The organism is Streptomyces lienomycini (genome assembly GCF_027947595.1).
Classification (GTDB): Bacteria; Actinomycetota; Actinomycetes; order Streptomycetales; family Streptomycetaceae; genus Streptomyces; species Streptomyces lienomycini.
The window spans coordinates 1,259,735-1,280,148 of the sequence record NZ_CP116257.1; the positions used below are offsets into that span (position 1 = coordinate 1,259,735).

Sequence of the window (20,414 nt, forward strand, 5' to 3'; positions counted from 1 at the left end):
AAGGGTCCCGGAGCCGGGACTTCCCCGTGTGCAGCGGGTAACGTCGTGGCGTGTCCGCCGACCCACTGCACCGCGCCGGGGCGCCCCAGCGCACACCGACGAATCCGCCGCCGAGCGGCTCGGGCACGAGCGCGATCGAGGTGCGCAGGAGCACCCGGCGACGCCGCACGGTGTCCGCGTACCGCGAGGGCGACCGCACCGTCGTGCTGATCCCCGCCCGGATGTCCGAGGCGGAGGAGCAACGCTGGGTGAGCGTCATGCTGGACAAGCTGGCCGCCCAGGAGAGCAAACGCGTCCTCGGCGACGCCGAGCTGGCCGAGCGCGCGCAGCGCCTGTCGGGGCAGTACTTCGACGGCCGGGCCCGGCCCGCCTCGGTCCGCTGGGTCACCAACCAGAACACCCGCTGGGGCTCGTGCACCCCGTCCGAGGGAAGCATCCGGCTGTCGCACCGCCTCCAGGGCATGCCCGAGTACGTCGTCGACTACGTCCTCCTCCACGAACTGGCGCACCTGCTCGTCCCCGGACACGGGCCCCGGTTCTGGCGGCTGCTGGAGGCGTATCCGCGGACCGAGCGCGCCCGGGGCTACCTGGAGGGCGTGGTCGCCGCCGACCGGCTGCCGCACGTACCGGGCGCGCGGAGCGAGTAGCGCGCACCCGGCCCGGGTCCGGCACGGCCCCGCACGGGTTTCGTACCGGGTCTGTACCGACTTCCTCCGGTGTCGGCGTCAGCCGTTAGCCTGTCGCGACGCACTCGCATTCGGATGGGGGACGGTCGTAACGCATGGCCAGGGAATTTCAACGCGGCCACAAGGCCAGGATCAGTGATCTCACCGCGGGCACGGATCTGTACGTAGGCGTGCAGATCTCCGGCCCCGGGCTGAGCTTCGACATCAGCTGCTTCGGTCTCGACGCCGAGGAGCGACTGTCGGACGACCGGTACTTCGTGTTCTTCAACCAACCGAAGACCCCGGAGGAGTCCATTCAGCTCCTGGGCGCGCAGGCGGGTGACACGGAGTCCTTCCGGGTCACCCTCGACAGCATCCCGCAGCAGATCCAGAAGCTGTCCTTCACCGCGACGATCGACGGCGCGGGACAGATGTCGCAGGTCGGCCCCGGGTACATCCGGATCGTCGCGGGCGGCGAGGAGGTGGCCCGGTACCCGTTCAGCGGTTCGGAGTTCTCCACGGAGCGCGCCGTGATGCTGGGCGACTTCTACCTGAAGGACGTGTGGCGGTTCGCCGCCGTCGGACAGGGCTTCGACGGCGGTCTCGACGCACTGCTGAGGAACTTCGGCGGCGAGGTGGCCGAGGACGAGGCGCCCGCCCCGCAGCCGGCGCAGCAGCCGCAGGCCGGTGCCGCCCCGGGCTTCGCCCCGCCCGCCCAGGCCTCGGCGCCGCCGGCCTCCGGCACGCCCGCCGCCCCCGCACCGGTGCCGGCTCCCGCACCGCAGCCCGCCCAGCAGGGCTTCGCCCCTCCGCCCGCGGCCACGCCGCCGCCGGCGCCCGTGCCGGACGTGCACGCCGCGCAGACCATCGTCGCGCCCATGAACACGCCGCCCGGCGGCGCACCGGTGCCGCCCCCGCCCCGGCGCCCGCGCCGTACGGCCAGCCGGGTCAGCAGCCGCCGTACGGCCAGATTCCCGGCCAGACCGCGCCCCCGCCGCCCGGCTACGGCCAGCCCCAGGCCCCGCAGGCACCGCCCCCGCCGCCCGGCTACGGCCAGCCCCAGGCCCCGCAGGCACCGCCCCCGCCGCCCGGCTACGGCCAGCCGCCCGCGCCCCCGGCTATGGGCAGCCCGCGCCGCCCCCGGGCTACGGCCAGCCGACGCCCCCGCCCGGCTACGGCCAGCAGGCTCCCCAGGGCGCACCGCAGGGCATGCCCCAGGGCGCACCGCAGGGCGCCGGTGTGACCGCGGCGCTCCAGCAGTTCCGGGAGACCGCGACCGGGCAGCGCTGGACGCAGCAGAACAAGAAGCTCGTCCGCGTCGACCTCGGCGCCGAGGGCCAGCCCGTGCTCGCCCGGCAGGGCAGCATGGTGCTGTACCAGGGCAAGGTCGACTTCAGCTACAAGGGCGCCGGATTCGCCGGCCGCGTCGTGGGCAACGCGACCGGCCAGGAGATGCAGCTGATGCGCTGCACCGGCAAGGGACAGGTGTTCCTCGCGGAGAACTCCGCGATGCTGCACCCCATCGAGCTCCAGGGGGACGCCGTCTGCGTCTCCGCGGAGAACGTCCTCGCCTTCGACGAGAGCCTCCAGTACGAGGTCCGCCGCATCGAGGGGCACGGCATCCCGGGCGGCGCGCTGTTCACGATGCAGTTCCAGGGCACCGGCACGATCGTCGTCAAGACGCGCGGCGTACCCGTGGTGCTGCCGGTCACGCCCACGACGTTCGCCGACTGCAACGCCGTCGTCGCCTGGTCCGCCGCCGCCCAGGTGGTCGTCTCCAGCCAGGTGCGGATGCGCCGCAACTCCTACGCGGGCGACACGGGAGAGAGCGTCAACCTGCAGTTCCGGGCCGCGCCCGGCAGCTTCGTCGTCGTCCAGCCGTACGAGATCTGAGGGAGCGCCCGAGATGAACCAGCCGCTCGCGGGCTACGCCCCCGCACCCGTCGCCGCCCGCATGGAGAACCACGGCAACCACATGCTGAAGGTCGCCATGCAGACCGGGAACGACCTCTTCGCGCGCGTGGGCTCCATGGCCGCCTACGAGGGCTTCGTCCAGTACGAGCCCAACCCGCCGGCCGTCCGCCAGATCGCCAAGGACTGGATGACCGGCGAGGGCGCCCCCCTGATGAAGTGCTCCGGCGACGGACTGCTCTACCTCGCCGACTACGGCGCGAACGTCGTCGTCATCAACCTCAACGGGGACGGGATCTCCGTCAACGCCACCAACCTGCTCGCCTTCGACTCCCACCTGACGTGGGGCGTCGAGCGGGTGAAGGGCCTGGCGAAGTTCGCCGGGCAGGGCCTGTGGAACACCAGGATCTCCGGGCAGGGCTGGGTCGCGCTCACCTCCCGGGGCAAGCCGATCGTGGTCGACTGCGGCGGTGGCGAGGACGAGACCTACGTCGACCCGGACGCACTCGTCGCCTGGTCACCGAACCTGAAGGTGAAGGGCAAGCGCAGCTTCAAGGCGCAGTCGCTGATCGGCCGCGGCAGCGGCGAGGCCTTCCAGATGGCCTTCTCCGGTCAGGGCATCGTCGTCGTCCAGCCCAGCGAGGACAGCACTGACCGCCTCCGGGTCCGAGGCTGAGGGGGAGCCAGAACATCATGCAGAGCCCACTTTTCGCCTACAACGACCAGCAGACCCAGGAAGCCTGGAGCCTGCAGAACAAGCACATGCTCCGCGTCGCGCTGGGCGGCCACGACGACGTGCTCGCCCGCAAGGGCACGATGGTCGCCTACCAGGGGCTCGTCGAGTTCGACGCCGAGTACCAGAGCAACAGCCAGTCCCGCTCGCGCGCGTACACCGGTGAGGGCCTGGACCTGATGCGCTGCCACGGGCAGGGCACGGTCTTCTTCGCGAACCTCGCCCAGTGCGTCCACGTGGTCGACGTCGACCAGGACGGCCTCACCGTCGACAGCAGCTACGTACTGGCGATGGACTCCTCCCTGCACCACGAGGTCATCGCGGTGGACAGCCTGTACGGCATCTCCGGCTCGGGGAAGTACCAGCTCAACATCACCGGCCGCGGCAAGGTCGCCCTCATGACCTCGGGCTCCCCGCTGTTCATGCAGGTCACACCCGACAAGTACGTCAACTGCGACGCCGACGCGATCGTCGCCTGGTCCACCGGCCTGCGCGTGCAGATGCAGGCCCAGACGCACTCCTCGGGGGTGTGGCGGCGCCGCGGGAACACCGGCGAGGGCTGGGAGCTGAGCTTCATGGGCACCGGCTTCGCGCTCGTCCAGCCCAGCGAACTGCTGCCGCCGCAGAACGCCCAGGTCGGGCAGGGCCTCGCCGCCCAGTACGGCATGGGACAGCACGGGGCACGCGGTCAGAACCAGGGCAACGTCTGGAGCTGAGCGTCGCCGGGCGCGGCGCACCGTCCGGTAAGGGGCGATCGTCAAGGCGGTCACCCCTTACCGGATCAGAGCCGGGCGAGGGTCGCCTCCAGCAGGCGGACGACCGAGTCGTCGGCCACGTCCGCGACCTCGGCGTACGGGAACCAGCGCAGGTCGAGGGACTCGTCGCTGATCGCCTCCACGGCCCCGGCCGGGGCCACCGCCGCGTACTGGACGTCCAGGTGCCAGGCGCAGGGCGTGTGGTGGCGGTCCAGCCGGACGGGGCCGCCGGACAGCAGGGTCAGCCCGGCGATGCCGGACTCCTCCGTGCCCTCCCGCAGTGCCGCCCGGGCGAGCGTCTCGTCGACCGGCTCGCAGTGGCCGCCCATCTGCAGCCACATGCGCATCTTCTTGTGCAGGGTGAGCAGGACCCGCTCGCGCGACGGGTCGATCACCATGGCGCTCGCGGTGACGTGCCCGTCCGCGCAGGCCTTCCACATCCCGTCGGGGTGCCTCGCGAGATGGTCCAGGTAGACCTGGCGAAGCTCGTCCTGGCCCTCGTGCCCCTTCAGGACCAGGACCGCGTCGTCGTGGAGGCTCACTCGCGGTCGTCGCCCCCGGTCTCGTCCCGGTTCCCGCCCTGGTCGCCCTCGTCCTTCTTGGCATCGGGCTTCTTGGCATCGGGCTTCGTCAGGTCCGGCTTGCCCGCCGCCTCGCCGAGCATCTTGTCCAGCTCGGAGAAGTCGAGCTGCTCGCGGTGCACGAAGCCGTCCGGGTCGTCCAGGTCGGTCGCGGTCGGCAGCATGTCCGGGTGGGCCCACAGGGCGTCCCGGCCGTCGGCACCGTGCGCGTCCGTCAGGGACGCCCACAGGCGGGAGGCGTCGCGCAGCCGGCGCGGGCGCAGCTCCAGGCCGATCAGCGTGGCGAACGTCTGCTCCGCCGGGCCGCCCGAGGCGCGACGGCGGCGCAGCGTCTCACGCAGCGCGTCTGCGGAGGACAGGCGGGGCTTGGCGGCGGTGTGCACCACCGCGTCCACCCAGCCCTCGACGAGCGCCAGAGCCGTCTCCAGACGGGCCAGCGCCGCCTTCTGCTCCGGGGTGTCCTCCGGCTGGAACATGCCCTGCTGGAGAGCCTCCTGCAGCTGTTCGGGGTTCTGCGGGTCGAACTGGCCGACCACGTCCTCCAGCTTGGCCGTGTCCACCTTGATCCCGCGCGCGTAGCCCTCGACGGCACCGAACAGGTGCGAGCGCAGCCACGGCACGTGCGCGAAGAGACGCTGGTGGGCGGCCTCGCGCAGGGCGAGGTACAGCCGCACCTCCTCCTGCGACACGCCCAGGTCCCTGCCGAACGACTCGATGTTCGCCGGGAGCAGCGCCGCCTTGCCGGCCGGGCCGAGCGGCAGGCCCACGTCGGTCGAGCCGACGACCTCGCCGGCGAGCACGCCGACGGCCTGCCCGATCTGGGTGCCGAACATGGCGCCGCCCATGGACCGCATCATGCCGATCAGCGGGCCCGCCATGGCCTGCATCTCCTCGGGCAGCACGTCACCCATGGCGTTGCCGACGCGCTCGGCGACCGGGTCGACCAGCTCGCGCCACGCGGGCAGGGTCGCCTCGACCCACTCCGCGCGGCTCCAGGCCACGGCGGTGCCCGCGCCCGACGGCAGGGCGGTCGCGTCGTCCAGCCACAGGTCGGCCAGGCGCACGGCCTCCTGGACGGCGGTGCGCTCGGCGGGACCGACGCTGGCGTCCTTGCGGCCGTCCGGCGTGCCCTGGGAGACCGTCTGGCGGGCGATCTGCTTGGCCATGTCCCAGTTCACCGGGCCGCCCTCGTAGGAGAGCATCTGGCCCAGCTGCTGGAACGCGGCGCCCAGGTCGTTGGGGTTCATGGAACCGAACATCGCAGCGAACGGGTTGTCCGCGCCGGGGCCGCCAAGGCCCCCGGCTCCGGACATGCCGAAACCGAACGGGTTGGCCGGTCCCTGACCACCGCCGCTCTGCTGGTCCTTCTTCTTGCCCTCGTCGCCGTCGTCCGGCTCCTCCGGCGGAAGGCCGAATCCGAATGGGGTGTCACTCACGGGGTTCCTCGGCTGGTAGGGCCGCCGGTTCTTTCCGGCGGCACGGCTGCCCGACTTCACCACCCAGCGTAGACACCCGAAGCCGATCCGGCCTCGGTGCTTCGCCGACTGTCGGCCTGCGGCAGGATGGATGCCACCTGGTACGTACGCGTCGCTCGCGCCCGTACTGAAGACAACCGCTGGAGACGCCCGGTGAGTTCCCCAGATCCGCAGGTTCGCGCAGCGCGAAACCAGTCAACCAGTTCCGCCCGCTCCGGCGCGCGCGGACCCGTCGTGGCGGTCACCGGTGCCGCGTCCGGCGTGGGAGCGCTGCTCACCGAGCGGCTCGCCGCGTCCGACGAGGTCAGACAGGTCGTGGCCATCGACGAACGGCGCGGTGGGTGCGAGACGGCGCAGTGGCAGATCCTGGACGTACGGGACCCGGCCATCGCCGAGAAACTCCGAGGTGCGGACGTTGTGGTGCACCTCGCGCTCGACCTCGACCTGGAGACCGACGCCGCCGCCCGGACGGCTTACAACGTCCGGGGGACCCAGACGGTTCTGACCGCCGCCGCGGCGGCCGGCGTGCACCGCGTCGTGCTGTGCACCTCGGCGATGGTCTACGGCGCCCTCCCGGACAACGAGCTGCCGCTGTCCGAGGACGCCGAGCTGCGCGCCACGGCCGAGGCCACGGGCGTCGGCGACCTGCTGGAGATCGAACGGCTCGCCCGGCGCGCGCCGCGGGCGCATCCCGGCCTGAACGTGACCGTGGTGCGGCCCGCCGTGCTGGTCGGCGGCATGGACACCGCGCTGACCAGGTACTTCGAGTCACCCCGGCTGCTCGTCGTGGCCGGATCACGGCCGGCCTGGCAGTTCTGCCACGTCGACGACCTGTGCAGTGCCCTGGAGTACGCCGTCCTGGAGAAGGCCGACGGCGAACTGGCCGTCGGGTGCGACGGCTGGCTGGAGCAGGAGGAGGTCGAGGAGCTGAGCGGCATCCGGCGCATGGAGCTGCCCTCCGCGGTCGCGCTCGGCGCCGCGGCCCGGCTGCACCGGATCGGACTGACGCCGTCCCCGGCGGGGGACCTGGCGTACACGATGTACCCCTGGGTCGTCAGCGGCAGCCGGCTGCACGACGCGGGGTGGCGCCCGAAGCACACGAACGAGGAGGTGCTCTCGGAGCTGCTCGAGGAGGTCTCGGGACGGCACACGGTCGCCGGTCGGCGCCTGGGCCGCAAGGACGCGACGGCGGCGGGAGCCGCGGGCGCGACGGTGGCGCTGCTGGGCGCGGCCGCCGTGGTGCGTCGCGCGCGGAAGGCCCGGCGCCGCATCTGAGGAGGGCTCCGGCTCGCCCCGCCCGCTCAGGCCCCCAGCACGAGGTCGGCCGCTCCGGCGGGCCGGGCCCTGTAGGAGAATCCAACGCCGCACGCGCGCGTGCCGGTCGATCACGCTATTCCGCGCCGTCCCCGGCGTGGGGCACGATGGGCCCATGGCAACCACGAACGACCACCCCGGAGAGCTGGCCGCCGCGGACCCCGTGAAGCTGATCGGCATCCGGGAGACGCCCCTGTCCGTGGACGAGGTCTTCCGCGCGGTCGGGGACGACGCGTCCGGTGGTACCGCGCTGTTCGTGGGGACCGTGCGCAACCACGACGGGGGCACCGACGTCGACCGGCTCGGATACTCGTGCCACCCGAGCGCCGAGGCCGAGATGCGGCGCATCGCCGAGAAGGTCGTCGCGGAGTACCCCGTACGGGCGCTCGCCGCGCTGCACCGTGTGGGGGACCTGGAGGTCGGCGATCTGGCCGTGGTCGTCGCCGTGTCCTGTCCGCACCGGGGCGAGGCGTTCGACGCCTGCCGGAGGCTCATCGACGACCTGAAGCACGAGGTGCCCATCTGGAAGCACCAGACGTTCTCCGACGGCACCGAGGAATGGGTGGGGGCCTGCTGACACACGGGGTGCGCCCGGTGTCTCCGGTTGCGTAACCCGCCCCCCGGCGTGAGCGTTGTCACTGCGAATGGTTAATCTTCTGATCAGTCAGTCGCGGACGCTCATGGGGTTGGGAGGTCGGCATGGCAGCGCTTGCCTGGTTGCTGATTCCGCTGGTGGCCGCTGTCGGCGCGGGCCTGTGGGGCAGTTGGGCCAACCGGACCCGCAAGGCACGGAGCGACGGTCCGGAACTGGACGGCTACGCCCGCTTCCGTGAAGCGATGGAGAAGCCGCGCACCGGTGCGTGAAGGGCCGCCGCGAGGGTCCCCCGCCCTGACGGTGTTCTGACAGCCGCGTCCCGTACTGTCGTGCCATGCCACGCCGCACCGCGACGATGCTCGCCTCCACCCTGATGCTGATCGCGCTCCTGTGCGCGGGTGTTTTCATCCCCGTTCCGTACTCGGAGATGTCACCCGGGCCGACGGTGAACACCCTCGGGGACCACGACGGCGAGCCGGTGCTGCAGATCGCCGGTCACAAGACGTACGACGCGAGTGGTCATCTGAACATGACGACCGTCCGGGTCACCAGCGCCGACTACAGGATGAACCTCGTGGAGGCCGTCTACGGCTGGCTGGCGCACGACAACAGCGTGGTGCCGCACCAGACCCTCTACCCGGACGGCAAGACCGAGGAAGAGGCCACCCAGGAGAACGCCGAGGAGTTCAGCCAGTCCCAGGAGAGCGCGAAGGTCGCGGCGCTGAAGGCGCTCGACATCCCCGTCAAGTCCTGGGTGGTCGTCTCCGCCGTCATCAAGGACTCCCCGTCGCAGGGCAGGCTGCACGCGGGCGACGTGATCAAGGCCGTGGACGGTACGACCGTCAAGAAGCCCGCGGACGTCGCCGAGCTGGTGACCAAGCACAAGCCCGGCGAGGACGCCGTCTTCACGATCGTGCCCGCCAAGGAGCAGGCCGCCGCCGAGAAGGAGGGCCGGACTCCGACGAAGACGCAGCAGGTCACGATCACCACCGAAGCCTCCGACGACGCCGGCGAGAAGCGCGCCATCGTCGGGATCTCCGCCGGGACCGATCACACCTTCCCGTTCTCCATCGACATCAAGCTGGCCGACGTCGGCGGCCCGAGCGCCGGTCTGATGTTCGCCCTCGGCATCTACGACAAGCTCACCCCCGGCGACCTCACCGGTGGCAAGTTCGTCGCCGGCACCGGGACCATCGACGACAACGGCAAGGTCGGTCCGATCGGCGGCATCGGCATGAAGACGATCGGCGCGCACGACAAGGGCGCCCAGTACTTCCTGACGCCCGCCGACAACTGCGCGACCGCGGCCGAGGACACCCCCGACGGGCTCACCCTCGTGAAGGTGGACACCATCGACGACGCCCTCGGCGCGCTGAAGGACATCAGCTCCGGGAAGACCGCAGACCTGCCGAAGTGCACCAAGGGCTAGGACCGGTTCCGCGCGACCGACCGAGCCCCTGGCGGGCCTACTCCGCGAAGGTCGCCGTCAGCGCCTCGGCCAGGCCGGGCACCAGGTCGGAGCCCGTGAGGACCTCCGTTGCCGCGTCCTTCTCGCGCAGCCGCAGGGCCGAGTCGCGGGTGCCGTCGCGCAGGACCGCGACCGTCATGCGGACCTCCTGGCGGTCCGGGTGCTCCGCCACCCACCGCGCCAGCTTCGTCTCGCTCAGGCCCGAGGGGACCTGGGCCTCAGCGGAGGGCGGCAGCATCAGGCGCTCCACGACGAGCGCGCAGCCGACCACCGCGTCGGGCCAGGCGATGGTGCCCAGGAACTCGTCGAGCGCCTGGTCCGTTGGAATTTCGTCCTGCTCGATCGGGGTCAGGCCGGAGCTCTCCTGCTCCTCCTGCAGACCGAGCCGGTCCGCCAGCGAGGGTTGATCGGCCCTCAGCCGGGCGGTGTCGACAAGTGCGAAGAGGCGTGCGGGCTGGTCCCAGCCGAGGCCGGAGACGTACTCGTCGATCTCGAGTACGGCCCGGGTGAGGGGGCTCGCTGCCATGGGGGTGTTGGACATGGTCACAATCCTGCCTCGTTCATGGCCCGAATCGGGAACCGAGTAAACGATGAGTAAGTTGCATAAGTGTGGGCCCACGATCACGGGGGCGCACGGGGGGCCCGCGAACCCGAGGGCCTGACGGATCAACAGCGAACTTCGAGGTGCGCACCTTGGCTTTCCAGATGCCGGACCGCGGCGGAGGCCCCCCGACGGGGCCGCGGATCAGAGTGGGCCGCCCGTCCCGGCGTGTCCGAACCCTGCTGCTGACACTTGGTGTCCTAGCCGTGCTCCTCATGGCGTTCACCATGTTCGCGGGATTCTGGACGGACTGGCTCTGGTACCGGTCGGTCCACTACTCGTCGGTGTTCACGACGACCTTGTGGACCAAGATCGGACTCTTCTTCGTCTTCGGCCTGCTGATGGCGGTCGCCGTGGGGTTCAACATCTGGTTGGCCCACCGCCTGCGCCCGCCGCTGAGCGCCATGTCGATGGAGCAGCAGAACCTCGACCGGTACCGGATGGGCATCGCCCCGTACAAGAAGTGGCTGCTGCTCGGCATCACCGCCCTGGTCGGCCTGATCGCCGGCGCCTCGGCGTCCGGCCAGTGGCGGACCTGGCTGATGTGGGTCAACGGCGTGCCCTTCGGGCAGAAGGACCCCCAGTTCAAGCTGGACGTCTCCTTCTACGCCTTCGACCTGCCCTGGTACCGGTTCCTGCTCGGCTTCGGCTTCGCAGCAGTGGTCATCTCGGTGATCGCCGCCGCGCTCACCCACTACCTGTACGGCGGGCTCCGCGTCACCAGCCCGGGCGCGCGCGCCACGGCCGCCGCCACCGGGCACCTGTCGGTGCTCATCGGCGTCTTCGTCGCCCTCAAGGCCGTCGCCTACTGGCTCGACCGGTACGGGCTGGCGGTGAAGTCCAGCGACTTCAAGGCGACCGACAACTGGACGGGCCTCAGGTACGTCGACGCCAACGCCTACCTGCCGGCCAAGACGATCCTGTTCTGCATCGCCGTCATCTGCGCGCTGCTGTTCTTCGCCACCCTGTGGCGGCGCACCTGGCAGCTGCCCGTGATCGGCTTCGGCCTGATGGTGCTGTCCGCGATCCTCATCGGCGGCCTGTACCCGGCGCTGGTCCAGAAGTTCCAGGTCCAGCCGAACGAGCAGGCCAAGGAAGCGCCGTACGTCGAGAAGAACCTCGCGGCCACGCGCGACGCGTACGACATCGAGGGCACCCAGGTCACCGAGTACGCGGGCAAGAGCGAGACCAAGGACAAGACCAAGCTCCGCGACGACGCGAACGATGCCGCGTCCATCCGGATCATGGACCCGAACATCATCTCGCCCACCTTCCAGCAGCTCCAGCAGATGCGTAACTACTACGCGTTCCCGACCAACCTGGACGTCGACCGCTATGCCAAGGACGGCAAGGACCAGGACACGGTCATCGGTCTGCGCGAGCTGAACCTCGCTGGCATCCCGAAGAAGAACTGGATCAACAACCACTTCCGCTACACCCACGGCTACGGCGTGGTCGCGGCCAAGGGCACCCAGGTCGACTCCGAGGGGCGCCCGGTCTTCACCGAGTCCAACCTGCCGTCCGAGGGCGACCTCGGGAAGTACGAGCAGCGGGTCTACTACGGCGAGAAGACCACCACCTACTCGATCGTCGGCGGTCCCCAGAAGGAGATCGACTACTCCGACGACACCGGGGAGAAGACCTTCAGTTACAAGGGCGACGGCGGCGTCGACCTGTCCAACCCGATCAACCGGGCGGCGTACGCGGCAGCGTTCAGCGAGCCGCAGATCCTCTACTCCGGTGCGATCGGCGAGGGTTCCCGCATCCTGTACAACCGCACCCCCAAGGAGCGCGTCGAGGCGGTCGCCCCGTGGCTGACCATCGACGGCGACGCGTACCCGGCGGTGGTGGACGGCCGTATCCAGTGGATCGTCGACGCCTACACGACGACGAACGGCTACCCGTACGCGTCCCGTACGACGCTCGGCGACACGACGGCCGACTCGCTGACCGCCAACAACAACTCGCGCGCGGTGGTGGCCCAGCAGAACCAGGTCAACTACATCCGCAACTCCGTGAAGGCGACCGTCGACGCGTACAGCGGTGACGTGAAGCTCTACGAGTGGGACACCCAGGATCCGATCCTGAAGACCTGGATGAAGGCCTTCCCGGACACGGTGAAGGACAAGGGCGAGATCTCCAAGGAGCTGATGGCGCATCTGCGCTATCCGCAGGATCTGTTCAAGGTCCAGCGCGAGCTGCTCACGCGCTACCACGTGAAGGACGCCAACACCTTTCTCAGCGGCAGCGAGGTGTGGCAGGTGCCGGACGACCCGACCAACAAGTCGGGCGACGCGGTGCCGCCGTACTACCTGAGCATGAAGATGCCCGACCAGAAGGCACAGGCGTTCTCGCTGACGACGACGTTCACACCCAACGGGCGTGACAACCTCAGCGCGTTCATGGCCGTCGACGCCGAGGCGGGCACCAGCGACTACGGCAAGATCAGAATCCTGAAACTGCCGACCAGTACGACCGTCGACGGACCCAAACAGGTACAGAGCCAGTTCAACTCCGAACAGGACATCGCCGAGTCCATCAGGCTGCTGAGAGGCGGCGACTCGGAGGTGGAGTACGGCAACCTGCTGACGGTGCCGCTCGACGACGGACTGTTGTACGTCGAACCGGTCTACGTCCGCGGTGGCGACCTCAAGTACCCCTTGCTGCGCAAGGTGTTGGTGAGTTACGGGGGCAACACCGCCTTCGAGAACACGCTCGACGCGGCCCTCAACAAGGTCTTCGGAGCCCAGGCCGCGGAGAACGAACAGCCACCGGACGAGGGCGACGACACGACCGAGCCGCCGCCGCCGACGTCCACCAACCCCACGGTCCGGGAAGCGCTGGGCGATGCGCAGAAGGCCTTCGACGCCGGGCAGAAGGCCCTGGAGAAGAAGGACCTGGCCGCGTACGCCGAGGCGCAGAAGGACCTTGAGGAGGCGCTCCAGCGGGCCGAGGACGCACAGGCCAAGGCCGACCAGAGCGCCGGCGGCAAGAACGGCGACGACAAGAGCGGCGGGGACAAGGCCGGAGACGGCAAGACCGGTCCTGCCGCGACCCCGACCGGTGATGCCGGTGGAGGACCGGACACCGGCTGACCGCCGGCCCCGCGCCGGGCGTTCGCGCCCGCGTTCGAGCTGGTCAAGGCCCATCCCGCGCCGTGCTAGGGTTGTGAACACAACGGCGCGGGGTGGAGCAGCTCGGTAGCTCGCTGGGCTCATAACCCAGAGGTCGCAGGTTCAAATCCTGTCCCCGCTACTGAAGTCGTGAGCTACGTGCGAACGACCACGAAGGCCCGGATTCCCCAAGGGATCCGGGCCTTCGTGATGTGCGAACGCATGTCCCGACAGGCGCTACGGCCGCGCCGCCAAGGGGAGTTGGGCACTTCTGTGTTTGACTTGTCTCCCTGTGGGCATGTCGACAAAACGCTGAAGTGACCTCACTGGCTGCGGTATACCGGATGTACCCAGGTTGCAGGTGGTGCGACGATGGACGTTATGGGGGACATGGCAAATCTGTTCGGGACAGGGCGTTTTGCGCAGCCGTCCGGTCAGGAGGAGGCCACGGACGAGGCCCAGGAAGCCGCCGACGAGGCGGCCGAGGAAGTACGGCTGCGGCTCGCCGTCGACGGCGGTGACGTCGAGGCGATGAGCGTGCTCGGCGCGATGCTGCTGCGCCGTGGCGACTTCGACGGAGCCGAGTCCCATCTGCGCGCCGCCACCGCGGCCGGTGACCGGGCCGCCGCCAACAATCTGGGTGTGCTGCTGCACCAGCGCGGATACGCCGACGACGCCGCCGGCTGGTGGCGGATCGCAGCGGTCGCCGGGTCCGCCGCCGCCGCACACGCGCTGGGCCGGCACTTCCGTGAGCGCGGGGACGAGCCCGCCGCCGAGTACTGGCTGTGCCAGTCCGCCGAGCAGGGCCATGTACTGGGCGCCTACGCGCTCGCCGACCTGCTGGAGCACCGCGGCGACGACACCGGCGCCGAGCGGTGGATGCGGGCCGCGGCCGAGCGCGGGCACCGGGAGGCCGCGTACCGGCTGGCGCGGACCCTGGACCGGCGTACCGGGCAGCACCGCGGCGACGACCGGGCGGCGGCGCTCGCGGCCGACGAGGCCGAGCAGTGGTACCGGCAGGCCGCCGCGCGCGGTCACCGGCGGGGCGCGCTGCACCTCGGGACGATCCTGGAGAAGCGGGGCGAGCTGAAGGAGGCCGGCCGCTGGTACCTCACGTCCGCCAAGGACGGCGAGGCCCGTGCCGCCTGCGCGTTGGGCTTCCTGCTGCGGGACGCCGGGGACACGGAGAGCGCCGCCGTGTGGTGGCTGCGTGCCGCCCAGGACGGCGACGGCAACGCCGCCAACGCGCTCGGCGCGCTGCACGCCGAGCGCGGCGAGACCCAGACCGCGGAACGCTGGTACCGGGCCGCGATGGACGCCGGTGACGACAACGGCGCGTACAACCTCGGTCTGCTCTGCGCCGATCAGGGGCGCACCGCGCAGGCCGAGCAGTGGTACCGGCGGGCCGCGTACGCCGGGCACCGGGAGGCATCGAACGCGTTGGCCATCCTGCTGCTGCGCGCCGGGGACGAGACCGGTGCGGAGCCGTGGTTCTCCAAGGCCGCCGAGGCGGGCAGCGTCGACGCGGCGTTCAACCTGGGCATCCTGCACGCCGGGCGGAGCGAGGAGCGGGCATCGCTGCGCTGGTACGAGCGGGCCGCCGCGGCCGGGCACACCGAGGCCGCGCTGCAGGTCGGGATGGCGCGGCTGCGCGCCGGGGACGAGCGCGAGGCGGAGCGGTTCCTGCGGTGCGCGGCGGGGGCGGCAGCGCGGAGGCCGCGTACCGGCTGGCGACGGTGCTGGACGCGCGCCGCCCGCCCGCGCCCGCGCACGAACTGGGCGAGTCGGCGCAGGAGAAGTCCGAGTGCGAGGAGTGGTACGAGCGGGCGGCCTCCCAGGGGCACCGGCGGGCCCAGGTGCGGGTCGGGATGCTGGCCGCGGCGCGGGGCGACGTGGTGGAGGCGGCACGGTGGTACCGGGAGGCGGCGGAGGCCGGGTCCCGCAACGGCGCCTTCAACCTGGGACTGCTGCTGGCCCGCGAGGGGAGCGAGCCGGAGGCCGTGGTGTGGTGGCGCCGGGCGGCCGACGCCGGGCACGGGCGTGCGGCGCTGCGGCTGGCGCTGGTGTGCGCGCGACGCGGAGAGCTGGCGGAGGGGCAGCGGTGGGCGGACCTGGCGGTGTCGCTGGGGCCGACGGAGGTGGGGCAGCGGGCGGCTCGGTTGCGGGACGCGCTGCGCCAGGAGCTGTCGGCGTGACGCGGGAAGCATGACGCTGCGCTGAGCTCGGGTGCCTTCTGAAGGCGCCCGACTCCGAAGCGGGCCGGCGGGAGCTGCCCCCACCGCCCACCCGTGCCACCCCACCCGTGCCCCCCGGGGGGAGGCACGACTGCCGCAGCGACGGCTCGGAATGCACCGAGGGCCGGAACCCTTTCGGATTCCGGCCCTCGGTCTTCAGTAGCGGGGACAGGATTTGAACCTGCGACCTCTGGGTTATGAGCCCAGCGAGCTACCGAGCTGCTCCACCCCGCGTCGATGAATGGAACACTACGTCAACCTGGAGACGAGAAGCAAATCCGTGCTCACGCCGCCGCGCAGTTCGGGCAGGTGCCGCGGTACGTCACCTCGACGTCCGACACGGTGAAGCCGAAGCGCTCCGAGTCGGGGAGGTCGGCCAGCGGGTTGCCCGTCGGGTGGACGTCGCGGATCGCGCCGCACCGCGCGCAGACCAGGTGATGGTGCGGACGGTGTGCGTTCGGGTCGTAGCGCTTGGCGCGCTTGTCCGTGGCGACCTCGATCACCTCGCCGAGCGAGACCAGCTCGCCCAGGGTGTTGTAGACCGTCGCCCGGGAGATCTCGGGGAGCTTGCCCACGGCCCGGGAGTGCACCTCGTCGGCCGTCAGGTGGACGTGTTCGCCGTCGAGGACCTCGGCCACCACGCGCCGCTGAGCGGTCATGCGCCAACCGCGACCGCGCAGCCGTTCCAGAAGGTCACTCATACAGGCCAGCCTAACAGTAAGGGGGATCAGATCCCGAACAGGTGTGACTTTGGAGCCTTGCTTGACTTAGACATTGTCTATTGTAGGATCGAGAACGGCTTTAGCCAAGGGACAGGTTTGCAGGATTGGGTGCAGGAGGCAGCACGTGACGCAGGGACCGCTCACTACGGAGACAGGTGCTCCCGTAGCCGACAACCAGAACAGTGAGACCGCGGGCGTCGGCGGCCCCGTGCTCGTCCAGGACCAGCTCCTCCTGGAGAAGCTGGCGCACTTCAACCGGGAGCGCATCCCGGAGCGCGTCGTGCACGCCCGCGGCGCCGGCGCCTACGGCACCTTCACGGTCACCGCCGACGTCACCGGGTACACCCGGGCGGCGTTCCTCTCCGAGGTCGGCAAGGAGACGGAGACCTTCATCCGCTTCTCGACCGTGGCCGGCAACCTGGGCGCGGCGGACGCCGTCCGCGACCCGCGCGGCTTCTCGCTGAAGTTCTACACCGAAGAGGGCAACTACGACCTCGTCGGCAACAACACCCCGGTGTTCTTCATCAAGGACGCCGTCAAGTTCCCCGACTTCATCCACACCCAGAAGCGCGACCCCTACACGGGCTCGACCGAGATGGACAACGTCTGGGACTTCTGGAGCCTGTCGCCGGAGTCGACGCACCAGGTGACCTGGTTGTTCGGCGACCGCGGCATCCCGGCGTCGTACCGCCACATGGACGGCTTCGGCTCGCACACCTACCAGTGGAACAACGAGGCGGGCGACGCCTTCTGGGTCAAGTACCACTTCAAGACCGACCAGGGCGTCAAGAGCCTCACCCAGGCCGAGGCCGACCGGCTCGCCGGTGCGGACCCCGACTCCCATCAGCGCGACCTGCGTCGGGCCATCGAGCGCGGCGACTTCCCGTCCTGGACGGTCGGCGTGCAGATCATGCCCGTCGCGGAGGCGGCGACGTACCGCTTCAACCCGTTCGACCTGACCAAGGTCTGGCCGCACGCGGACTACCCGATCGTCTGGTTCGGCAAGCTGGAGCTCAACCGCAACCCGGAGAACGTCTTCGCCGAGGTCGAGCAGTCGATCTTCTCCCCGGCGCACTTCGTGCCCGGTATCGGCCCGTCCCCGGACAAGATGCTCCAGGGCCGCCTCTTCGCCTACGGCGACGCCCACCGCTACCGCGTCGGCATCAACGCCGACCAGCTCCCGGTGAACCGCCCGCACGCCACCGTGGCGCGCACCCACTCCCGTGACGGCCACCTGTACGACGGCCGCCACAAGGGCGCGAAGAACTACGAGCCGAACAGCTTCGGCGGACCGTTCCAGACGGACCGGGCCCTGTGGCAGCCGGTCGCGGTCTCCGGAGTCACCGGCGAGACCGAGGCGCCCTCGCACGCCGAGGACGACGACTTCGTCCAGGCGGGCAACCTGTACCGGCTGATGACGGACGAGGAGAGGGAGCGGCTGATCGGCAACCTGGCCGGCGCCCTCTCCGGCGTCTCGCGCGACGACATCGTCGAGCGCGCGATCGGCAACTTCCGTCAGGCCGACGGTGACTTCGGCAAGCGGCTGGAGGCCGCGGTCCAGGCCCTGCGCGGCTGACATCCAGCACTGGACCGCTTGCCGTGGCGGCGGGCCGGATCCCCGGGAACGGGGGTCCGGCCCGTTGGTCGTGGCGCCCGTACGCCTCCTCGCTCCGGGCGCTCAGGCGGTCACCACCGGGGCGTTGTGCGCGGAGCGCGCCGGTGCCCAGCGGCGGATGATGTCGCGCACCGAGACGATGCCGGCGGGTTCACCGCCGTCCAGGACGATGAGGTGGCGGAAGCCGCCGTGCGCCATCGCGGCCGCCGCCTCCTCCACGGTCCAGGTCGGGGCCGCGAAGACGACGTCGGTGGTGGTGTGGCCGTGGGCGCGCTCGGTGTCCGGGTCCTGACCCCGGCCCACGGAGACGAGGACGTCGCGTTCGGTGAGGATGCCGATGCCGCCGGCGTCGGGGTCGTACACCACGGCGGCGCCGACGCGGCGGGCGGACATCAGGGCGGCGGCCTGACGGAGCGTGTGGGCGGGCCCGATGGTGAGGACGACCGTGCTCATGACTTCTCGGACGAGCATGGGTGGAGCCACCTCCTGCCGGTGATCCATGAGTTCGTTCATGGATTCACAAGTTCACAAGTGGGGGAGCTCTCAGAGTGGCAGGCAAAGCGCGGGTCAACAAGGGGGCGCGGAGAGTGATTCGGTGGGCGCTCAGTAGCGCTGGTTGAGATACCCGAGCAACTCGTCGTGGAGCCGGCCGTTCGACGCGGCCGCGTTGCCGCTGTGCGGGCCGGGGCGGCCGTCCAGGCCGGTGAAGGTGCCGCCGGCCTCCGTGACGATGATCGCGTTCGCGGCCATGTCCCACAGGGAGAGCTCCGGTTCGGCGCAGATGTCCACCGAGCCCTCGGCGACCATCATGTACGGCCAGAAGTCGCCGTACGCGCGCGTGCGCCACACCTCGCGGGTCAGGTCGAGGAAGCCGTCGAGGCGGCCCTGCTCCTCCCAGCCGCCGAGCGAGGAGTACGCGAACGAGGCGTCGGAGAGCGTGGAGACCTGGGAGACGTGGAGCCGCGAGGCGGAGGTCAGGCTGCGGCCGGTGAACGCGCCGTGGTCCTGCACCGCCCACCAGCGGCGGCCGAGCGCGGGGGCCGAGACGAGGCCGACGACCGGCTGGTAGCCGCCCTCCTGCGCCTCCATGAGGGAGATGAGGGTGGCCCAGACCGGGACGCCGCGCACGTAGTTCTTGGTGCCGTCGATCGGGTCGACGACCCAGCGGCGGGGGCCGTTGCCGGTCACGCCGAACTCCTCGCCGTGGACCGAGTCGCGGGGACGGGCCCGGGCGAGGTGGCCGCGGATGAGCTCCTCGGCGGCCTTGTCCGCCTCGCTCACCGGGGTCATGTCCGGCTTCGTCTCGACCTTCAGGTCGAGCGCCTTGAAGCGGTCCATCGTCGCGGCGTCGGCTGCGTCGGCGAGAACGTGGGCGAGGCGGAGGTCGTCGAGGTAATCGGGCATGCCGTCACGCTATCTGCCACGGGTGCGACGGGGCTACCAGGGGTTTGACGGGCGTGGCGGACGCGGCGGGGTGGCCCGGGGCCCCGCACGGTGGGCGCGAGGACCCTTGACAGTGCCCCCGCGCCCGTCAAATCTGGGCAGCACGTCGCTCTGCCCGAGGGAGGCGAGGGTGCCTGCAGCCCGGGAGTCCCTGCTCGACGCCGCCCGTACGGCGTTGGCACGCCGACCGTGGTCCGCCGTGCGGATGGTGGACGTGGCGGCGTCCGCCGGGGTGTCCCGGCAGACGCTGTACAACGAGTTCGGCAGCAAGGAGGGCCTCGCCAGGGCGCTCGTCCGGCGCGAGGCCGACGGCTACCTCGCCGGAGTGGAGCGCGCGCTCTCCGGGCCCAGCGACCCGCGCGACCGGCTCACCGCGACCGCCGAGTGGATGATGTCGGCGGCCCACGACAACGTGCTGGTCCGGGCCCTGCTCACCGGCTGCTGGAGCGAGCGGCTGCCCTCACCGGCCCTGGCGTCGGTGCCGTCCTCCTCCGCCGTGCCCGCCCAGCGACGGGCCGACGGTCCGCTGCCCTCGCCCGGTGACTTCGTGGGCCTCGTCCGCGACCGCGCCGTGGCCGTCCTGAACGGCGCGGGCCCGCTCCCGCCGCCGGACGCCGCCGAGTTGGCCCGCTCTTGCGAACTGGCCGTGCGGCTCGCCCTGTCCTGTGTCGCGGCGCCGCCCGACGAGGGCGGGGTGGCGGACCTCCTGCGCACCGTCCTGCCGCGGCGGTCGACGGCGTAGCGGCGCGCACGGCTCAGTGGGCCGAGCCCGACAGCTGCAGTCCGATCACGCCGATGATGACGAAGGAGATCGAGACGATCTTCAGGGTCGAGACCAGGTCGCCGAGGAAGATCATGCCGTAGATGGCGGTGCCCGCCGCGCCGATGCCGGTCCACACCGCGTACGCCGGACCGACGTCGAGTTTCTTCAGAGACATCGTCAGCAGGCCGAAGCTGCCCAGCGCGAAGGCGCAGAAGGCGACGGTGGGCCAGAGCCGGGTGAAGCCGTGTGACAGCTTCAGACAGACGGCGAAGCCGGTTTCGAGCACCCCGGCCACTATGACCAGCAGCCACGCCATGTCTCGTCCTCCCGTAGTCCCGTATCGCGACCGCTGCGTCGACCAGACGCCGACCAGACGTCGATCAGGCGTCGTCCGGTGCGTCGGCCTGTGCGTCGACCGGTGCCGGT

Annotated in this window: 17 protein-coding genes, 2 tRNA genes and 2 pseudogenes; 13 read left to right on the top strand and 8 right to left on the bottom strand. The window is 70.9% G+C overall.

Annotation, left to right across the window (positions count from 1 at the left end; translation table 11 throughout):
- The first annotated feature begins 50 nt into the window (after positions 1-50).
- From BJ961_RS05975 to BJ961_RS05990, 4 genes and pseudogenes are all read left to right on the top strand, one after another.
- On the top strand, positions 51-647 hold the full coding sequence (locus BJ961_RS05975; protein ID WP_271320264.1) for a M48 metallopeptidase family protein: 597 nt from the start codon (positions 51-53) through the stop codon (positions 645-647).
- Between the two features lie 134 nt (positions 648-781).
- Positions 782-2,558, top strand: a pseudogene (locus BJ961_RS05980) (TerD family protein).
- 13 nt (positions 2,559-2,571) lie between these two features.
- Entirely contained in the window at positions 2,572-3,252 is a 681-nt protein-coding gene (locus BJ961_RS05985; RefSeq protein ID WP_271320265.1) for an AIM24 family protein, read from the top strand.
- Positions 3,253-3,269: 17 nt separating this feature from the next.
- Complete coding sequence (locus tag BJ961_RS05990) at positions 3,270-4,025, top strand: AIM24 family protein (RefSeq protein ID WP_271320266.1); 756 nt, start codon at positions 3,270-3,272, stop codon at positions 4,023-4,025.
- A 65-nt stretch (positions 4,026-4,090) separates the two neighbouring features.
- Here the strand turns inward: BJ961_RS05990 and BJ961_RS05995 are convergent, their stop codons facing one another.
- Together BJ961_RS05995 and BJ961_RS06000 are read right to left on the bottom strand one after the other, a co-directional pair.
- A complete protein-coding gene (locus BJ961_RS05995; protein WP_271320267.1) occupies positions 4,091-4,606 on the bottom strand; it encodes an NUDIX hydrolase in 516 nt (171 codons plus the stop codon).
- Entirely contained in the window at positions 4,603-6,081 is a 1,479-nt protein-coding gene (locus tag BJ961_RS06000) for a zinc-dependent metalloprotease (RefSeq protein ID WP_271320268.1), read from the bottom strand. The genes BJ961_RS05995 and BJ961_RS06000 overlap by 4 nt, the downstream gene beginning before the upstream one ends.
- 192 nt (positions 6,082-6,273) lie before the next feature.
- Between BJ961_RS06000 and BJ961_RS06005 the strand changes: the two genes are divergently transcribed.
- From BJ961_RS06005 to BJ961_RS06020, 4 genes are all read left to right on the top strand, one after another.
- Positions 6,274-7,395: an SDR family oxidoreductase gene (locus BJ961_RS06005; RefSeq protein WP_271320269.1), complete on the top strand. Its 1,122-nt coding sequence runs from the start codon at positions 6,274-6,276 to the stop codon at positions 7,393-7,395.
- 154 nt (positions 7,396-7,549) lie between these two features.
- Positions 7,550-8,011, top strand: a complete 462-nt coding sequence (locus BJ961_RS06010) for a molybdenum cofactor biosynthesis protein MoaE (RefSeq protein ID WP_271320270.1) — start codon at positions 7,550-7,552, stop codon at positions 8,009-8,011.
- 122 nt (positions 8,012-8,133) lie between these two features.
- Positions 8,134-8,298 (top strand): hypothetical protein, encoded by a 165-nt coding sequence (locus BJ961_RS06015; protein WP_007444545.1) that lies wholly within the window; start codon positions 8,134-8,136, stop codon positions 8,296-8,298.
- Between the two features lie 65 nt (positions 8,299-8,363).
- Positions 8,364-9,458, top strand: a complete 1,095-nt coding sequence (locus BJ961_RS06020; RefSeq protein WP_271320271.1) for a YlbL family protein — start codon at positions 8,364-8,366, stop codon at positions 9,456-9,458.
- A 37-nt stretch (positions 9,459-9,495) separates the two neighbouring features.
- Here BJ961_RS06020 and BJ961_RS06025 read toward each other — a convergent pair whose 3' ends face one another.
- Complete coding sequence (locus BJ961_RS06025) at positions 9,496-10,038, bottom strand: PPA1309 family protein (RefSeq protein WP_271320272.1); 543 nt, start codon at positions 10,036-10,038, stop codon at positions 9,496-9,498.
- Positions 10,039-10,202: 164 nt separating this feature from the next.
- Between BJ961_RS06025 and BJ961_RS06030 the strand changes: the two genes are divergently transcribed.
- The 3 genes and pseudogenes from BJ961_RS06030 (at position 10,203) to BJ961_RS06040 (ending at position 15,406) form a co-directional block, all read left to right on the top strand.
- Positions 10,203-13,193 carry a UPF0182 family membrane protein gene (locus BJ961_RS06030; protein WP_271416975.1) on the top strand — a complete coding sequence of 997 codons (2,991 nt, stop codon included), beginning with the start codon at positions 10,203-10,205 and terminating at the stop codon, positions 13,191-13,193.
- An 86-nt stretch (positions 13,194-13,279) separates the two neighbouring features.
- A tRNA-Met gene (locus BJ961_RS06035) sits at positions 13,280-13,353 on the top strand.
- 230 nt (positions 13,354-13,583) lie between these two features.
- Positions 13,584-15,406, top strand: a pseudogene (locus BJ961_RS06040) (sel1 repeat family protein).
- A gap of 199 nt (positions 15,407-15,605) precedes the next feature.
- Here the strand turns inward: BJ961_RS06040 and BJ961_RS06045 are convergent.
- Both BJ961_RS06045 and BJ961_RS06050 read right to left on the bottom strand, forming a co-directional pair.
- Positions 15,606-15,679 (bottom strand) — tRNA-Met (locus BJ961_RS06045).
- A gap of 50 nt (positions 15,680-15,729) precedes the next feature.
- The gene (locus tag BJ961_RS06050; RefSeq protein WP_271320273.1) at positions 15,730-16,146 is read right to left on the bottom strand and encodes a Fur family transcriptional regulator; all 417 of its coding nucleotides are present in this window, start codon (positions 16,144-16,146) and stop codon (positions 15,730-15,732) included.
- Between the two features lie 145 nt (positions 16,147-16,291).
- Between BJ961_RS06050 and BJ961_RS06055 the strand changes: the two genes are divergently transcribed.
- Positions 16,292-17,743, top strand: coding sequence for a catalase (locus BJ961_RS06055; RefSeq protein ID WP_271320274.1), 1,452 nt, complete (start codon positions 16,292-16,294; stop codon positions 17,741-17,743).
- A 102-nt stretch (positions 17,744-17,845) separates the two neighbouring features.
- Here the strand turns inward: BJ961_RS06055 and BJ961_RS06060 are convergent, their stop codons facing one another.
- Positions 17,846-18,253, bottom strand: coding sequence for a CBS domain-containing protein (locus tag BJ961_RS06060; RefSeq protein ID WP_271320275.1), 408 nt, complete (start codon positions 18,251-18,253; stop codon positions 17,846-17,848).
- A 132-nt stretch (positions 18,254-18,385) separates the two neighbouring features.
- Positions 18,386-19,186: a histidinol-phosphatase gene (hisN, locus tag BJ961_RS06065; RefSeq protein WP_271320276.1), complete on the bottom strand. Its 801-nt coding sequence runs from the start codon at positions 19,184-19,186 to the stop codon at positions 18,386-18,388.
- 169 nt (positions 19,187-19,355) lie between these two features.
- On the opposite strand from hisN, the gene BJ961_RS06070 reads away from it, so the two are divergent.
- Complete coding sequence (locus BJ961_RS06070; protein WP_271320277.1) at positions 19,356-19,967, top strand: TetR/AcrR family transcriptional regulator; 612 nt, start codon at positions 19,356-19,358, stop codon at positions 19,965-19,967.
- A gap of 13 nt (positions 19,968-19,980) precedes the next feature.
- On the opposite strand, the gene BJ961_RS06075 is transcribed toward BJ961_RS06070, so the two are convergent.
- The gene (locus BJ961_RS06075) at positions 19,981-20,304 is read right to left on the bottom strand and encodes a DMT family transporter (RefSeq protein WP_271320278.1); all 324 of its coding nucleotides are present in this window, start codon (positions 20,302-20,304) and stop codon (positions 19,981-19,983) included.
- Between the last annotated feature and the right edge of the window lie 110 nt (positions 20,305-20,414).

Coding starts and splice junctions, on each gene's coding strand:
- BJ961_RS05985 (WP_271320265.1), top strand. CDS start 2,572: ATGAACCAGCCGCTCGCGGGCTACGCCCCCGCACCCGTCGCCGCCCGC.
- BJ961_RS05990 (WP_271320266.1), top strand. CDS start 3,270: ATGCAGAGCCCACTTTTCGCCTACAACGACCAGCAGACCCAGGAAGCC.
- BJ961_RS06010 (WP_271320270.1), top strand. CDS start 7,550: ATGGCAACCACGAACGACCACCCCGGAGAGCTGGCCGCCGCGGACCCC.
- BJ961_RS06015 (WP_007444545.1), top strand. CDS start 8,134: ATGGCAGCGCTTGCCTGGTTGCTGATTCCGCTGGTGGCCGCTGTCGGC.
- BJ961_RS06020 (WP_271320271.1), top strand. CDS start 8,364: ATGCCACGCCGCACCGCGACGATGCTCGCCTCCACCCTGATGCTGATC.
- BJ961_RS06025 (WP_271320272.1), bottom strand. CDS start 10,038: ATGTCCAACACCCCCATGGCAGCGAGCCCCCTCACCCGGGCCGTACTC.
- BJ961_RS06030 (WP_271416975.1), top strand. CDS start 10,203: ATGCCGGACCGCGGCGGAGGCCCCCCGACGGGGCCGCGGATCAGAGTG.
- BJ961_RS06050 (WP_271320273.1), bottom strand. CDS start 16,146: ATGAGTGACCTTCTGGAACGGCTGCGCGGTCGCGGTTGGCGCATGACC.
- BJ961_RS06060 (WP_271320275.1), bottom strand. CDS start 18,253: ATGCTCGTCCGAGAAGTCATGAGCACGGTCGTCCTCACCATCGGGCCC.
- hisN (WP_271320276.1), bottom strand. CDS start 19,186: ATGCCCGATTACCTCGACGACCTCCGCCTCGCCCACGTTCTCGCCGAC.
- BJ961_RS06075 (WP_271320278.1), bottom strand. CDS start 20,304: ATGGCGTGGCTGCTGGTCATAGTGGCCGGGGTGCTCGAAACCGGCTTC.